This is a genomic window from Pasteurella multocida (assembly GCF_900187275.1).
Classification (GTDB): Bacteria; Pseudomonadota; Gammaproteobacteria; order Enterobacterales; family Pasteurellaceae; genus Pasteurella; species Pasteurella multocida.
Genome location: NZ_LT906458.1, coordinates 1411119 through 1428025 on the forward strand (window position 1 = coordinate 1411119; position 16907 = coordinate 1428025).

Sequence of the window (16907 nt, forward strand, 5' to 3'; positions counted from 1 at the left end):
GTTATCCTGTGAGTAAAATTAATTATAAACGTAAGAAATCATTAAAGAGTGCAAATCCCATTAAAGCCATTAATATCGCTGCACCAATTCGATAACTCAAATTTTGAATACGTTCTGAGAGTGGTTTACCTCGGACCGCCTCAGCCGCTAAAAAGACTAAATGACCACCATCAAGAACAGGTAATGGAAATAAGTTCATTATGCCTAAATTCACACTGATCAATGCCATAAAACCGAGGTAATAAATCAACCCAATTTCAGAAGAGATGCCCGCACCTTTCGCAATAGAAATCGGACCACCTAAATTCTTCAAAGCCAGATCACCGGTAAAGAGCTTGCCAATCACTTTTACCGTTAACCATGAAAGCTGTATCGTCTTCTCAACCCCTTTCTGTAAGGCCTCAAGAATACCATATTTTAATTCGGTTCGATATACATCAGAGATCGGGGCAGCCGTCGGCGCAATCCCCACATACCAGCGTCCTTTTTTGTTTAATTCTGGTGTCAGAACAACAAAGGAAAACTGACCATCACGTTCAACTTTAACATTAAACGGTTTTCCTTCTTGTACAAACTGTACAAATTGTTGCCAACTAATTAACTGCTCTCCCGCATAAATGCGATCACCGGCTTTTAAGCCTGCTTTGTCGGCAGGTGAGTTGACCTCGACCTTAGACAAAATCATGTCCACTTTAGTTCTCACAGGTTGCAGACCAAGTGAGCTCATGGCACTTTCTTTTTCAGGATCAAAACGCCAGTCTTTCGTATTGAGTACTTTATGTTGCTCAATAGACGAGCCAAAAGGCGATAACGTTAGGTGAATTTCATCATTTCCCATCTTAGTTGCCAACAACATATTAATGGTTTCCCAATCGCTCACTTTTGTGCCATCTACCGCCATAATTTGTGTATTCGGTTCAATTTGGGCTTGGGCAGCAATAGAATTTGATGAAATGTCCGCAATGACAGGTTTTACTGTCGGGATACCCACAGTATAAATCGTAAAATATGCCACAATCGCAAATAAGAAGTTCGCGATAGGACCTGCTGCAATCACGAAAGCGCGCTGTAGCACACTTTTTTGATCAAATGCACGTGAGCTCAATTCAGGCGGAACCACTTCATTACGTCCATCTAGCATTTTGACATAACCACCGAGTGGAATCGCAGATATGACAAATTCAGTTCCCTGTTTATCTGTGCGCGACCAAAGTACTTTACCAAAACCAATTGAAAAACGATGAACCTGAATACCGCACTTTCTCGCAGCCCAAAAGTGCCCATACTCATGGACTGCAACAAGTACACCAATAACAATAATAAACGACGCAAATGACCATAAAAATGACATAAATCTGTTGTTCCTAATGCATCATGAAATCACGAAAAAGTAAAAATAAGCAAAGAACGGAACGGCCGCCGTTAAACTATCAATCCGATCTAAAATACCACCATGTCCTGGAATGAGCTGACTACTGTCTTTAATGCCACTTTGACGTTTAAACATACTTTCGGTGAGATCACCTAATATTGATACAGCAACAGTGGCAACAGAAAGGGCAATGAAAGCAGGTATTGAGATACCAGAAAGCAAACTTTCTTGCGTGAAGTGAATAAAAATACTGGCTAGAATTCCTGCTGTGACTAAGCCACCGATCACGCCTTCCCAACTTTTACCGGGAGAAACTTTTGGTGCAAGTTTATTTTTGCCGAACTGGCGCCCAGCAAAATATGCTCCCGAATCCGCGCTCCAAACAAGAATGAAAACATAGAGTAATAAAATTAAACCATGATAGGGATCTGTTACATAATGTGCTAAGCGTAAACGTAACACGCCAGCAAAGAAAGGCACTAAGGTTAAAAAAGCAAAAGCAAATTGCAATAATTTGTTTTTTCCCCAATAGGTCGCCCCTTTGGGATAACTTATCACTAAGCCTAAGGCGACAAACCACCAAAGCACAGAAGAGAATAAAAGAAGTGAGAGCGTATTTTCAAACACACGACCCGCATTTAAATAGTCACTTTCACCATAAATCCAAAGAAATAGAAAAGCTGCGGATAAACCCGTCAAACCTAAACGCCAAAAAGACCATTTGAAATGCGCAAATTGCGTCCACTCCCAAACAGCGAGAATAACGACAACACCTACTGCAAGTGCAAAATAGAAGGGTGAAAAGAAAAACAATGCAATAAATACTATTGCAATTAACATGATCGCTGACAAAACACGTTCTTTAAGCACAATCTAATCCTCTTTATTATTCTTCTGCACCACCAAAGCGTCGGTGGCGTTGTTGATAAGCAATAATTGCTTCGTTAAATTCCTTTTCATTAAAATCTGGCCAAAGTACATCAGAAAAATACAGCTCAGCATACGCGATTTGCCATAATAAAAAGTTACTAATTCGTTGTTCACCACTCGTTCTAATTAATAAATCGACTTGTGGCTGCTCTTTGGTAACCAAAGCTTGCTGTAATACTTGCGCATTAATCTCATCAACGGCTAACTTGCCCTCTTTAACCTGTTGTGCGAGCGATTTTGTAGCTTGCACGATATCCCAGCAACCGCCATAGTTTGCTGCAATATTTAAGGTTAAAGCTGTATTGTTTTCAGTTAATTTCTCGGCCTGATGAATTTTATTCTGCAAGCTGGCACTAAACCCCGTTACATCCCCTAATATATTCAATTTAATATTATTTTTATGCAACTTTTTAACTTCAAGATCTAACGCTTGCATAAATAACGCCATTAATGCATTCACTTCTTTTTTTGGGCGGTTCCAGTTTTCACTACTAAACGCATAGAGTGTTAAAACTTTAATGCCCACTTTTCGGGCATAAGAAACCGCCTCTCGCACGGCTTTCACCCCATTTTTATGACCAAAAATGCGCATTTTGCCCTTTTGCTGTGCCCAACGCCCATTTCCATCCATAATAATCGCAACATGTTGTGGGATATTATTTGGATCAAGTTCTACCATATTCTCTCAAATTTCTGACCGCACTTTTTTCGCCACTATACCACAAGGCTTACGGATGTGAAAAACTTAAAATGATTGACTGAGATAATTCCCTTGCCTTTTTATCTACCTCAAGTACATCTTCTATGCAATGAATTTTTTGTGGTTGCAATTTGCTCACGACTAACTGATTTAGTCGCGCAATATCTGTAAATTTAATCTTATTGTCTAAGAAAGACGCTACCGCGATTTCATTCGCTGCATTCATTGCTGTCGTGGCATATTGTCCGGCTGAAAATGCGTCAATGGCTAATTTTAAACAAGGATAACGTTGATAGTCTGGCTCAATAAAGGTTAATCCATTCAGTTGGTAAAACTCCAAGGGCTCAACGCCAGCAACGGTCCGACTTGGATATGCCATGGTTTCCGCAATCGGTGTACGCATATCAGGATTCCCCATTTGTGCAATCACGGAACCATCGATGTAACGTACCATAGAATGAATAATGGATTGAGGATGAATAATAACTTCCATTTCCTCTGCCGAGGCATTAAATAACCAGCGTGCTTCAATATATTCCAACCCTTTATTCATCATGGTAGCGGAATCGACAGAGATCTTTTTCCCCATTGACCAATTAGGATGCGCAACTGCTTGTGCTGGGGTGATCTGTTCAAATTGCTCCAGAGGGGTATAACGGAATGGACCACCGGATCCCGTTAACACAATCTTACTGATCCCTAATTCAGAAAGCGGGCAAAACCCAATTTGTCTTTGCGCTTCAGGCGGAAGGGATTGGAAAATCGCATTATGTTCACTATCTACTGGTAACAATTGTGCTTGAGATTCACGCACTGCATCAATAAATAATTGCCCGCAAGTTACCAAGGCTTCTTTATTTGCTAATAGTACACGTTTTCCAGCTTTCACCGCAGACAAAGTAGGCAATAATCCCGCCGCCCCCACAATCGCAGCCATTACCATATCTGCTTCAGGATGTGCCGCTAACTCACAAATAGCTTGCTGTCCTGCTAAGACTGTTGTTTTGCTTTGGTGGGCTTTCAGTTTCTCCGCCAATATTTTGGCTGCGACATCGTCATCTAACGCAGCAAACGACGGTTGGAATGTCAAACATTGTTGAAACATTAGCTCTACATTACGTCCACCAACTAACGCAAACACTTGGTACTTATCAGGATTATGTGTAATCACGGATAAGGTACTGGTACCAATCGATCCAGTTGAACCTAAAATAACGATCTTTTTCATAAAATAACTAATACTCATTAATAACAATCCGCCCGTAAAACGGGCGGTTTTTAGGCCACCCTATAAGGGCCTAGTACTTCACATGCCCCTCAAGGGGCATGTGAATTCTGACAACCGTTCAATAACTCTGTTGCCTACCCCTTAAAGGGGTCCATATATTCTTTCTTCGATAAATTATCCTGAATCATATCTTCCTTTTCCTGATTTCGGATATATTCCTCTACAATTTTTGTATTTAAACCTACTGTACTTACATAATAGCCTTTCGCCCAAAAATTTCGATTCCCATACTTATATTTCAAATTTGCATGTCTTTCAAATATCATTAGCGATGACTTACCTTTTAAATACCCCATAAAACTTGAAACGGCCAGTTTCGGAGGTATCCTTAACAGCATATGGATATGCTCTTTCATTGCATATGCCTCTATTATCTCTACATTCTTGTAGTGACATAATTGTCTTAGTATCCCTCCTATATCAACTCGCAATTTTCCATAAATTGCTTTTCTCCTATACTTAGGGATAAAGACTATGTGGTACTTACAGTTCCATCTTGTGTGTGATAGACTTGAATCGTCATTGGATTTACTTGCCATGACTTATCCTCCTATATGTTGAATTTTGGTTGTCAGCCTTGTTCAATATAGGAGGATGTTTTGTTCTGCTCACCGCTTAAGCTTTTCTGTTCCATACGCAAAGCGTATGGTTTTTATAGCTAGACTTTGTCTAGCTATAATAAAAAACGATTTACTTCACACTTGAAATAAACCGTTTTATGTATTCAATAAAGCGCTCTCTTAATATCTGAATGGATGTAATGATTAGATAGACCAATCAATACTATGCTTGACATATCCGTCCATAAAGAGAGGCTCATGAATTAGAAATCGAGCAATTCTTTCTCTTTATCTGCCAATACTTCATCCACTTTTTTCACGAAAGTATCCGTGATTTTTTGGATTTCGTCTTGTGCTTTACGCTCTTCGTCTTCACTGATTTCTTTGTCTTTCAGCAAAGCTTTAATTTGATCATTAGCATCACGACGCACATTACGTACTGCAATTTTCCCTTGCTCAGCTTCACCTTTCACAATTTTAATTAAATCACGACGGCGTTCTTCTGTTAATGGCGGTAACGGTACACGAATCGTTGTCCCGGCAGAAGACGGGTTTAACCCTAAATCTGAGGTCAAAATCGCTTTTTCTACCGCACTAATTAAGCTACGATCAAACACAGTGACAGCAAGTGTACGCGCATCTTCTGCAACCACGTTGGCTAACTGACGTAATGGGGTTGGTGAACCATAGTATTCCACTTGAATACCATCAAGTAAACTTGGTTGAGCACGACCTGTACGCACTTTAGCAATGTGGTTTTTAAAGGTTTCTAAGCTTTTTTCCATACGCAATTGCGTATCTTTTTTAATTTCATTAATCACAAGAAGTCCTTCTTTATAGTCAATAAGTCTTAGTTAATCGGCTGCCTGTAAGTTTAATCTAATTCTGGTGAAAAATCACGACAACTTTTGGTCACAAATCAATGTCCCTTCGACTTCACCCAAAATCACTCGACGTAATGCTCCCGGCTTACCCATATTAAAGACCCGAATTGGCATATGATGATCACGTGCTAAGGTAAAGGCGGCTAAATCCATCACTTGCAATTCATGTTCAATAACATCAGCATAATTCAGCTGATGATAAAGCACCGCATCTGCATTTTTTGCGGGATCGCAATTATACACACCATCGACTTTCGTCGCTTTTAACACCACATCCGCTTCAATTTCAATTCCACGTAAACAAGCCGCAGAGTCCGTTGTAAAAAATGGGCTTCCTGTCCCCGCAGAGAAAATCACTACGCGTTTTTCACGCAACATTTTTATTGCTTCAGACCAGTTATAGGTATCACAAATACCATTTAATTGAAAGGCTGACATCAGTTTGGCATTCACATCAGCACGATGTAGTGCATCGCGCATGGCAAGACCATTCATGACGGTTGCGAGCATCCCCATGTGATCACCAACTACACGGTTCATCCCTGCTTTTGCTAATTTGGCACCACGGAACAAATTACCACCACCCAGTACAACACCAACTTCGACGCCCATTGCTACTAATTCTTTAATCTCGAGCGCCATTCTGTCTAAGATAGACGGGTCAATACCAAATCCCTCGTCACCTTGTAATGCTTCACCGCTTAGTTTTAATAAAATTCGTTTATAAATTGGTTGGCTCATTTTTGTACCTCTTTTGATTCTGTAAGCAACAAATTATCTTTTATTCCGCTGCACTCTGACATCTTATACACAAAGAGAGGCGAGTGCCGCTATCCATCTCTCTTATAAAGAAAAGGCGAGTTACCTCGCCTATTTTTTAGAAATTAGATTTTTTGCATCGCTGCAACTTCTGCTGCAAAGTCAGATTCAACTTTTTCGATACCTTCACCCACTTCGAAACGAACGAAGTTAGTCACATCAGCACCGCTTTCTTTTAAGAATTCGCCTACTGATTTAGCTGGATCCATTACGAATGGTTGACCTGTCAATGACACTTCACCAGTGAATTTCTTCATACGGCCTTCAACCATTTTTTCTGCGATTTCACGTGGTTTACCTGATTCCATCGCGATTGCCACTTGGATTTCACGCTCTTTTGCTACAACATCTGCTGACACATCTTCTGGTTTAACAAACTCAGGACGGCTCGCTGCAACATGCATCGCGATTTTTTTCAATAAATCTTCGTCTGCATTTTTACCCGCAACTAATACACCAATTTTGGCGCCGTGTAAGTATGAACCAACGACATCGCCATCTAAAAATTGTACGCGACGAATATTCATGTTTTCACCAATTTTCGCCACAAGTGTTGCACGTTTTTCTTCAAATTGTGCTTGAAGTGCTTCGATAGTCACGCCTTTGTTCGCTAATGCATAGTCTGCTACTTCGTTCGCTAAACCTAAGAAGCCAGCATCTTTTGCCACGAAGTCAGTTTCACAGTTCATTTCCACTAACACACCGAAACCAGCGCCAATACGAGCAAGGATAACCCCTTCTGCTGCCACACGACCTGCTTTCTTAGCCGCTTTTGCTTGACCTGATTTACGCATGTTATCGATCGCTAATTCGATATCACCATTTGCTTCAACTAACGCTTTTTTACATTCCATCATACCTGCGCCAGTACGCTCACGAAGTTCTTTTACTAATGATGCTGTGATTTCAGCCATTTTTTAATCCTCTGTCCGCTTGATTTTGTGCAATTTCTTAACCGCACTTTCACATAAAAAAGCAGGGAACTTAATTCAGCCCCCTGCTAACCAATTAATCGTTGTGATTAATAATAAGGGCTTGCGCCTTATCTACCTGAATTACTCAGCTTCTGCTACAAAGTTCTCTTCAGTGACAGCGTCTTGGTGACGACCTTCTTTAACCGCCGCGGCTGCTGCTGAAAGATATAATTGGATTGCACGTGCTGCGTCATCGTTACCTGGGATAACGAAATCAACACCATCTGGATCTGAGTTAGTATCAACGATAGCAAACACTGGAATACCAAGATTGTTTGCTTCTTTCACTGCAATGTGTTCATGGTCTGCACCGATAACGAATAACGCATCTGGTAAGCCACCCATCTCTTTGATACCACCAAGACTTAATTCAAGTTTCTCCATCTCACGTGTGCGCATTAACGCTTCTTTTTTCGTTAATTTATCGAACGTACCATCTTGAGATTGAGTTTCTAAATCTTTTAAACGTCTAATTGATTGACGAACTGTTTTCCAGTTAGTCAACATACCACCTAACCAACGGTGATTGACATAATATTGTTGACAGTCTAATGCTGCTGCTTTCACTGCTTCAGTAGCTGCACGTTTTGTCCCAACGAATAAAATTTTACCGTTGTTACCCGCAATACGTGTTAATTCCACTAAGGCTTCATTGAACATAGGAACAGTTTTTTCTAAGTTAATGATGTGAACACCGTTGCGTGGACCATAGATGAATGGTTTCATTTTTGGATTCCAGTAACGAGTTTGGTGACCGAAGTGAACGCCAGCTTGTAGCATATCGCGCATTGAAACTTGTGCCATAATAATATTTCCTTTTAATTGGGGTTTAGCCTCCACATACCAAGCAAATCGACCGTTTGGCACCCCGATTTACCCTCACGATATGTGTGTGATGTTTAAGTTAAAAATTAAATGTGAATGTTATTTTTCAAAAGTCAAAATAACGGGGTGCTTTATACCATAAAGAGCGGTCAATTTCTAGCAATTTTTTCACAACAGGTCCGATTTGTGCTACAATCTTGTTCACATTACATATCTTTCATTTATAAGGAGATCGTAATGAAAAAATGGCTCTTTATGCTTCCACTCATTGTCATTGGATGTGGCGTTTACTGGACACACTATCATCATGATAACCAACATACCGATATTGTGTCTTCAAATGGGCGTTTGGAATTTTTACGATTAGATGTTGCCAGTTTGTATGCCGGACGCGTCGAACAAGTCTTGGTCAAAGAAGGCGACTATGTCAACAAAGATACGCTTCTAGCAACCCTCTCTTCTGATACGGTTAAAACCCAAGTCGATACGGCCTTCGCACGAAAACAACAAGCCCAACAAGCAGTAAAACGCGTACAAGCACAACTCAGTGCACAACAGCAACAACTCAACACTGCCCAATTAGATGTCGATAATGCACATAAATTGCGCAAAAATCAGCTAATTTCCTCAAGCGAATTTGAAAAACGTCTTGCTTTACGCGATGCTGCCCAAGCCAATTTACACGCATTAGACATCGCTGTACAAGAAGCACAAAGCAGCGTGGCGCAAGCGGATGCCCAATTACGGCAAGCACATGCTATTTTAGCAGATTTACAGATTAAAGCGCCTCAAGCAGGACGCGTTGTCTATAAATTAGTTGAAGTAGGCAATGTGATCGCGGCGGGACAAAAAGTCATTAGCCTATTGGATCTTAATGAAGCCAGTATGTACTTGTTTTTTCCAGCCCCTATCGTCAATCAAATTCCCTTACAAAGTGAAGCACGTCTTGTATTTGACGGTCTCGAGGCTGTTTTCCCTGCCACCGTTAGCTATGTATCAAGTGATGCTCAATTTACGCCTAAATTTGTTGAAACCACGACAGAACGGGAAAAATTGATGTTTAAAGTCAAATTGCAGATCCCCTCAGATATCGCACAAAAATATGCTGACTATCTGAAAGGCGGTATGACGGGAAATGGTTATATCCGGCTTTCCTCGTCCACTGAGTGGCCAGCCGAGCTACAACTTCACTTACCAGACTAAGCGCAGGAGGGGGCATGAACACAATTCGTGTCGTGAATGTGACCCATACTTACCAAAAAACGACCGCACTTGATCAAGTGTCACTCTCACTTCCTGCGGGCAGTACGGTTGGATTAATTGGACCTGACGGTGTGGGCAAATCCACTTTACTTTCCTTACTCGCAGGCGTGAAAATCCTACAACAAGGACAGATCACGGTCTTCGGTCTCAGCCAAGCCGAGAAAGCAGAGCGTGAGTGCTTACTCAAACGCATTGCTTTTATGCCACAAGGGCTTGGTCGCAACCTTTACCCCACTCTCTCGGTGTATGAAAATATCGAATTTCATGCCTGCTTATTTGGTCTCACGCAGACACAACGTCAACAACGGATTCAACGTTTATTACTTGCCACAGGACTCGCCCCTTTTCAAAAACGGGCCGCGGGAAACCTTTCTGGTGGTATGAAACAGAAACTGAGTTTATGTTGTGCCTTGGTGCATAATCCAGATTTATTAATCTTAGACGAACCGACAACCGGTGTGGATCCCCTTTCACGCCAGCAGTTCTGGACTTTAGTCAATGAACTCCGCCACGAAAATCCCGCTATGACTGTTCTCGTAGCGACTGCATATATTGAAGAAGCCGCTCAATTTGAACATTTAATTGCGATGGATGAGGGAAAAATTTTAATGAGTGCCCCGACACAACAGGTATTAGAAGCCACTATGTCGGACAACCTCGAACAAGCTTACATTAAATTATTGCCAGAAACCAAGCAAACCCATTGGCATGCCGAGCAAATTCCACCGTTCTGCGCGGATCCAACGTTACCCTTTGCCATCGAAGCAGAAGGACTGACCAAAAAATTTGGCACCTTTACCGCTGTTGACCAAGTCAGCTTTAACATTCCACAAGGGGAAATTTTCGGTTTTTTAGGCTCGAATGGTTGTGGCAAAAGTACCACCATGAAAATGCTAACCGGCTTACTTGATGCAACAGAAGGCACAGCAACTTTGTTGGGTGAACCCATTGATTCAGGGAAAATGGAGACACGCCAACAAGTAGGCTATATGTCGCAGGCATTTTCTCTTTATGAAGAGCTGACCATTCGCCAAAATTTACTATTACATGCCAAACTCTATGATCTCACCGGTGAACGTGCAACTCAGGCCGTTTCGCAAGCGCTTGATCAATTTCAACTCATCGACGTCGCGGAGAAATTACCACGTGACTTATCCTTAGGTATACGTCAACGCTTACAGCTTGCCGCTGCTTGTTTACATCACCCCAAAGTCTTAATTTTAGATGAGCCGACTTCCGGAGTTGACCCTGCTGCACGGGATATGTTTTGGCAATACCTCATTCAACTTTCAAGAGAAGAAAAAATCACGATTTTTGTTTCAACGCACTTTATGAATGAAGCACTACGTTGTGACCGTATTTCATTAATGCATCGCGGTAAAGTACTCGCAGTTGGCACCCCCGAATCCCTCTGTCAACAACGTCAAACCGATAATTTAGAAGAAGCATTCATTGCATTTCTTGCTGACTACCCCGAAACAGAAGTGCCCGCGACCTCTTCACAAGTACCTTCCAGCGTAGTAGCGCCACCCCATAATCAAGACATGACACACTCAAGCTCACTCAGGCTTTGGTTTAACTCGATTTGGACCTTTGCTCGACGTGAAAGCAAAGAAATTTTACGTGATCATATCCGCTTAATTTTCATCATTCTGGGACCGATTATTTTACTCTTTGCTGGCAGTTGGGGACTGTCTTTTGATACCAACAGCCAGAATTTTGCAGTTCTCGATCAAGATCAAAGTGCAGAGAGCCGCCAACTTATTGAAGCATTCGAACAGTCTGCTTATTTTAACGCCATTGCGCCGTTAAACGTGCGGTCTGATTTAGCTACACTTCTAAAAACAGGGCAAGCACGACTATTAATTGAAATTCCACATCATTTTGGGCGAGATTTATTACAACAACGTCAACCTGAAATTGCCTTTTATATTGACGGTTCAATGCCATTTACAGGGGAAAATATCGTTTCCTACATACAACAAATTTTACGCCAATACCAAACGCAACTGTATCAGCAACAAGGCATCGACTTACCACAACTTGCACAGTTAGAAGTGCGTTTTATGTATAACCAAACGTTCCGCAGTGTGAATGCCATTTCGCCCGGTCTGATTATGGTCACATTGATGTTGATTCCTTCCATGATGACCGCACTTGCCGTGGTGCGTGAAAAAGAAATTGGTTCTATCACCAACCTCTATGGATCACCCGCAAGCGTTTTGCAGTATGTGCTTGGTAAACAACTCCCTTATGTGTTTTTAGCTTTGACCAGTTATTTTTTGCTAGTTGCTATGACCGTTTGGATTATTGGAGTGGACATCACTGGCTCTTTTTGGGCAATGACATTAGGCGCCTTGTGCTTAATCTTATCCGCCACTGCCTTTGGCTTATTAGTCTCTGCCTTTGTGAAATCACAGGTCGCTGCTATTTTTGCTACCGCGATTATCAGTATCGTTCCAACGATCAATTTTTCTGGTTTGCTCTACCCACGCTCAACCATTACAGGTTTAGGTTATTGGATGGGTGTAAGTTTTCCAACCAGTTGGTATCACTTGATCAGTTTAGGCGCCTTTACTAAAGGCTTGGGAATGAAGAGTTTTCTGCATTTATATCTGATTTTACTGCTCTTTTTTGCTGTTTATTTAGGGCTGACATGCTTCCTTTTGAAAAAACAGGAGAAATAACATGAAACGTTGGATAAAAAATGTTTATTTCTTATCTGGTAAAGAAATACGTAGTTTCTTTAGCGATTACACTTTATTGGTGTTAGTGATTATTATGTTTACGGTGATGATCTATTCCATCGCCAAAGGCATCACGACCGAAGTCAAAAATGCCACGGTAGCAATCTTAAATGAAGATCGCAGTCCCCTTTCTTACCGTATTCAAGATGCGATGCTCCCTCCACAATTCAAGTCAGTGGTTGAAATCCAACGTGCAGACATTGATGCGGCTATGGACAGTGGTGAGTTTATCTTCGTACTCACTATCCCTCCTCATTTCAGTGCTGATGTGTTAGCGCATAAACAACCTGAACTACAATTATTAGTAGATGCCACCGCTATGTCACAAGCTGCGGTAGGTGCAGGCTATTTGAGCCACATCATTCAGCAACAACTGTCGGAATACTTAAGTCATATCCCCTTGGATAGAACACTGCTCGAACCTAAACTGAATGTTTTATTTAATCCCAATTTAAAAACCGAGTGGTATATGCCAATTACACAAATTACTGGTAACTCGACCTTACTCACCCTAATTTTAGTAGGCGCCGCGGTGATTCGAGAACGAGAGCATGGCACCATTGAACACTTACTGGTGATGCCTGTTAGCGCGAGTGAAATTGTTATCTCAAAAATTTTAGCTAATGGCTTCATTATCCTCATCGCCGCCTTCTTATCTTTATATTTTGTAGTGCATCAATTCATTGGGGTACCAATCAATGGCTCAATGACGTTATTCATCGTCACAGAAGCCATTTTCCTGTCCTCTATGGCAGGGCTTGGCATTTATTTAGCGACCCATGCCCCTACGATGCCGCAGTTCAGCTTATTGTGTTTACCTGTCTATGTGGTGTTATATCTTCTGTCTGGCAGTTTATCCCCATTAGAAAATATGCCTGTGGCAGTTCAGTATCTCATGCAACTGTCCCCCTTAACCCAATTCATTTCGATTGGTCAAGATGTGCTCTTTCGTGGGGCAGGATTTACTGTGATTTGGCCGAAAGTACTGATGATAAGCCTAATGGGCGCATTTTTTATTGTAGTGGCGATTTTCCGTTTTAGACACATGCTCGCGCGTCAAAGCTAAGGAGCGATTATGCAAAAAACAATGATGACTTTTCTGCTCAGCAGCATGCTACTGGGCTGTCAGCAGACCGAAGTGGATTTACAGTCTAATATCCAATTACCTGATGTTTATCAATATGCACGCCTAGAAAAGGGGGCGCCAATCGTCCAAAATTGGTGGGAAAGTTGGCAAGATCCACAACTTAGCCGTTTAATCCAGCAAGGTTTAGCACAAAACCACCAACTTGCGATCGCTAAAAGTAAAATACAAGAAGCACAAGCAATCGTGAAAATCGCACAATCCACGCGTTTCCCTACCATTGCTGCCCTTGCCAATAGCGGTAAATCTCACCTTGATATTGAACAAATTGATATCACGCCAAGCGGTGTATTAGGTGGCATACGTGTTGCTTGGGAGCCTGATATTTTTGGACAAAAACGCAGTGATACTGATGCTGCACAAGCCACCGTATTGGGCGCTCAACAACAGTTTTATGCTGCGCAAATCCTTGTGGCAAGTGAAATTGCCCATTATTACTTGCAAGCGCTCCACAACAAAAAACAACAAGCGTTATTACAACGTACTCAAATGGCGCTAAAAGCCTTACAAAACTATATTGAGGGACGCTTTAATGCGGGGCAAGCTAGTGCTTATGAGCGCAATGAAATCAAAATAAAACGCCACTCTCTTGCAGCCAAACAAGCGATACTCGATGCCCAATTTATTGCCGCCCAAAATGCGATTGCCGTGCTGATTGGAGAAACGCCACAACACTTTAAGTTGGATATTGGGCAAATGCAAAACGTGGATATCCTCTCTCACTTACCGCGACCACCAAAAGGAATACAACCTGCTGATTTACTTCATCAGCGTCCTGATATTCAAGCCCAAACTGCCAATGTGAAAGCCCACGCAGCTAAATTAGCCAGTGCTAAAGCGGATTTATTTCCCCGCTTCACACTCGATTTCCTCTGGCAAACCGGACGTATTAAATTAGACGCGGACTTACCGACATTACAAGCTTGGCAAAACGTTGTCAGCGCAGGAATCCAGTTACCGATTTTCACTGCAGGACGTATCCAAGCGAACATTCAGGCAAGCGATGAACGCTTACAACAAGCCTTACTTCAATATGATCGCACTTTATTACAAGCTCTAGCAGAAGTCGAAAATCACTATCAACAACAATTTTCACTCACTCAGCAAGCACGTTTATTAACACAGGCAAGTCGCACTCAGCAACAGCAAGTACGTGATACACAGAAATTGTTTCAATATGGCGACTATACCTTTGATCGTGTATTGCAAGCGCGCCTCGATGCCTTGACCTTAGAAGAAAAACAGCTTGAAAATCAACTGGCTTGTGCCATGAATTTAGTCTTGTTATACAAAGCTATCGGCGTTGGTTGGCAATCGCAATAATGCCTTCTACTTTCCTGATACGAAAAAAAGCCTAGCAAATTCGCTAGGCTCTCATGTCACAAGTTTTACGTCTTATTGCTCTTCATTTTGCTGGAAGAACTTTTCATTCACTTCAATTTTCGCTTTCGCTCGTAAAGCTTGTAATAAAGTATTTTGCAACGCAACTTGACGGGCTTGTGCAAGCTGTTTTGTGAATAATTCACTTTCTGCTGCACTTAATGCACCTTGCTCAATATGACTTAATTCCACTAAAACCACCTCGCCATTGCTTGCTTTCGATGCGATATAGCTCGGTTTATTATCCGTTAATGACATGGCAAAAATCACATTATTTAATGCCGCATCGCGATTTTCAGCAAAAACCCATTTCTCCGCTGAGCCAAACTGAACGCCTTCTGGTAACGTTGAGCTTGCATTGTCATTTAAACGCTGTGCCGCTTGGTTTGCTTCTGCCAATACAATTTCTTCTGCTTTTTGGCGCTTCAAGTAGCTGATAATATCGGCTTTTGCTTCCTCTAAGCTTCTTGTACCTTCGGGTTTGTTTGCAATAACACGCACGAGCACAGCATGTTGTTCGCCCACATTCATCGGCTCAGAGTTCACGCCCCCTTGTGAGATATCAGAATGGAAGATCGCCGAAATCACATTTGGATAATTTAACGCCGCAGGCACATCATTTGCTGAGAAAAAGTCTGTCTCTTGAATGGTTAATCCCGCCACTTCAGCAGCTTTTTCTAATCCTTCTGGGTGTTCAAACGCTTTTTCTGCCAGTTGTTTTTCAATCGAGAAATACTGATTATTGACTAAATTCTGACGAATTTGATCTGCAATCTGGGTTTTCACAACCTCTAATGGTAAAGTTGATGGTTCTTTACGCTCTGTGACCAAAATAATATGGAACTGTTCATCTACTTTCACCGGTTGACTGAATTGCCCCACTTGAAGCGCATTAGCTGCCTCTTCAAAAGCTTTTGGGAACGTCCCCGCACTGGCCCAACTCAAATCACCACCATTTTCAGCAGAAATTTTATCGAGTGAACGCGCGCTCGCTAAACCAGCAAAATTAGCGCCATCTTGCAATGCTTGATAAATCTCTTTGGCTTCCGCTTCCGTTGCCACTTGAATATGCGATAAGCGTTGCTGACCTTGGGACACATAAAGGGCTTTATTATCTTGATAATATTGTGCAATTTCTACATCTGACACTTGAATATGTTTTTCGACATCAGCACGTGTTAATGTCATATATTGCACTTTAGCCAATTCTGGTACTAAAAACGCCCCTTTATTTGCTTCATAATACGCACTAACCTCTTCATCGGAAATGGTTTGCTTTTCTAACACTTGATCGAGCGAAAATGGCGCTAAACGTACTGTTCTTGCTTGAAAGAACAATTCCGTTAATTGCGCTTGTTGTGCAGGAACAATAAATTCACTTTCCGCTAATCCCGTTTGCAACTGCTCTAAACGTAACCCCTCACGCACAATATTGGCGTAGGTATCTGGCGTTAAGCCATTTAATTGCAACATGCGCTGATACAGGGCATTATCAAATTTTCCTTCTTGTTGGAAAAATTGACTTGTCACAATTTCTTGTTTAACACGCTCATCACTAATACCTATTTTCAACTCATCAGCATACTGGCGTAATAATTCTTGGTTAATTAAATTATTTAGCACACTTTGTCTTAAACCAGCCACAAACTCAGGCGAGCCCGATAAAGCGGCAAATTGTGCACCGAGTTGCTGTCTTAAACGCTCTGACTCTGATTCATAACGTTGATAAAAGGTTTGTTGTGAAATTTCTTCACCATTGATTTTTACCGCTGAAGTATCTACGCGCGTAAAAACGTAACCTGTAATCCCGCTTAACACAAAAGCCACAGCAATCAGACCTAACAAAAATTTGGATACCCAACTGTTTGTCATGCCGTGAAGTTTTTCAATTAACATTGTTATTATCCTATACGTATTTAAATCAACCGAAAATGTGTACGATTATAATCAAAAGTACTGATTTTCGCACTGGCAAAATAAAATAAGCCAAATCATAACAATTTGGCTTTATTTATAAAAGT

At 41.5% G+C, this 16907-nt stretch carries 14 protein-coding genes; 4 read left to right on the forward strand and 10 right to left on the reverse strand.

The genetic code is table 11. The features are described 5' to 3' along the window. Positions 1 to 22: 22 nt before the first annotated feature. The 9 genes from rseP to rpsB all read right to left on the reverse strand — a co-directional run bounded on the left by rseP (position 23) and on the right by rpsB (position 8331). Positions 23 to 1351: a sigma E protease regulator RseP gene (gene rseP / locus CKV69_RS06455; protein ID WP_014326359.1), complete on the reverse strand. Its 1329-nt coding sequence runs from the start codon at positions 1349 to 1351 to the stop codon at positions 23 to 25. Positions 1352 to 1372: 21 nt separating this feature from the next. After that, positions 1373 to 2242 carry a phosphatidate cytidylyltransferase gene (locus CKV69_RS06460; RefSeq protein ID WP_005758173.1) on the reverse strand — a complete coding sequence of 290 codons (870 nt, stop codon included), beginning with the start codon at positions 2240 to 2242 and terminating at the stop codon, positions 1373 to 1375. A 16-nt stretch (positions 2243 to 2258) separates the two neighbouring features. Further along, complete coding sequence (uppS, locus tag CKV69_RS06465) at positions 2259 to 2981, reverse strand: polyprenyl diphosphate synthase (protein WP_005725086.1); 723 nt, start codon at positions 2979 to 2981, stop codon at positions 2259 to 2261. 49 nt (positions 2982 to 3030) lie between these two features. After that, positions 3031 to 4248, reverse strand: a complete 1218-nt coding sequence (gene ispC, locus CKV69_RS06470; protein ID WP_014326360.1) for a 1-deoxy-D-xylulose-5-phosphate reductoisomerase — start codon at positions 4246 to 4248, stop codon at positions 3031 to 3033. A gap of 116 nt (positions 4249 to 4364) precedes the next feature. After that, positions 4365 to 4829: an IS200/IS605 family transposase gene (gene tnpA, locus CKV69_RS06475; protein WP_014325726.1), complete on the reverse strand. Its 465-nt coding sequence runs from the start codon at positions 4827 to 4829 to the stop codon at positions 4365 to 4367. A gap of 284 nt (positions 4830 to 5113) precedes the next feature. Then, positions 5114 to 5671 (reverse strand): ribosome recycling factor, encoded by a 558-nt coding sequence (frr, locus tag CKV69_RS06480; RefSeq protein ID WP_005725082.1) that lies wholly within the window; start codon positions 5669 to 5671, stop codon positions 5114 to 5116. Positions 5672 to 5746: 75 nt separating this feature from the next. Beyond that, the gene (pyrH, locus tag CKV69_RS06485; protein ID WP_005725080.1) at positions 5747 to 6475 is read right to left on the reverse strand and encodes a UMP kinase; all 729 of its coding nucleotides are present in this window, start codon (positions 6473 to 6475) and stop codon (positions 5747 to 5749) included. Positions 6476 to 6618: 143 nt separating this feature from the next. Beyond that, on the reverse strand, positions 6619 to 7467 hold the full coding sequence (gene tsf, locus CKV69_RS06490) for a translation elongation factor Ts (protein ID WP_005719507.1): 849 nt from the start codon (positions 7465 to 7467) through the stop codon (positions 6619 to 6621). 141 nt (positions 7468 to 7608) lie between these two features. Then, entirely contained in the window at positions 7609 to 8331 is a 723-nt protein-coding gene (gene rpsB / locus CKV69_RS06495) for a 30S ribosomal protein S2 (RefSeq protein ID WP_005725076.1), read from the reverse strand. A gap of 258 nt (positions 8332 to 8589) precedes the next feature. On the opposite strand from rpsB, the gene CKV69_RS06500 reads away from it, so the two are divergent. The 4 genes from CKV69_RS06500 to CKV69_RS06515 are packed head-to-tail and all read left to right on the forward strand — an operon-like array spanning position 8590 to position 14829. Continuing rightward, a complete protein-coding gene (locus tag CKV69_RS06500) occupies positions 8590 to 9555 on the forward strand; it encodes an HlyD family secretion protein (RefSeq protein ID WP_014326361.1) in 966 nt (321 codons plus the stop codon). 14 nt (positions 9556 to 9569) lie between these two features. Next, on the forward strand, positions 9570 to 12302 hold the full coding sequence (gene rbbA, locus CKV69_RS06505; protein ID WP_014326362.1) for a ribosome-associated ATPase/putative transporter RbbA: 2733 nt from the start codon (positions 9570 to 9572) through the stop codon (positions 12300 to 12302). 1 nt (position 12303) lies between these two features. Beyond that, entirely contained in the window at positions 12304 to 13428 is a 1125-nt protein-coding gene (locus CKV69_RS06510; protein ID WP_005752424.1) for an ABC transporter permease, read from the forward strand. A gap of 9 nt (positions 13429 to 13437) precedes the next feature. Continuing rightward, positions 13438 to 14829 (forward strand): efflux transporter outer membrane subunit, encoded by a 1392-nt coding sequence (locus CKV69_RS06515; protein WP_014326363.1) that lies wholly within the window; start codon positions 13438 to 13440, stop codon positions 14827 to 14829. 72 nt (positions 14830 to 14901) lie between these two features. Here CKV69_RS06515 and CKV69_RS06520 read toward each other — a convergent pair whose 3' ends face one another. Then, positions 14902 to 16782, reverse strand: coding sequence for a SurA N-terminal domain-containing protein (locus tag CKV69_RS06520; RefSeq protein WP_014326364.1), 1881 nt, complete (start codon positions 16780 to 16782; stop codon positions 14902 to 14904). Positions 16783 to 16907: the final 125 nt, after the last annotated feature.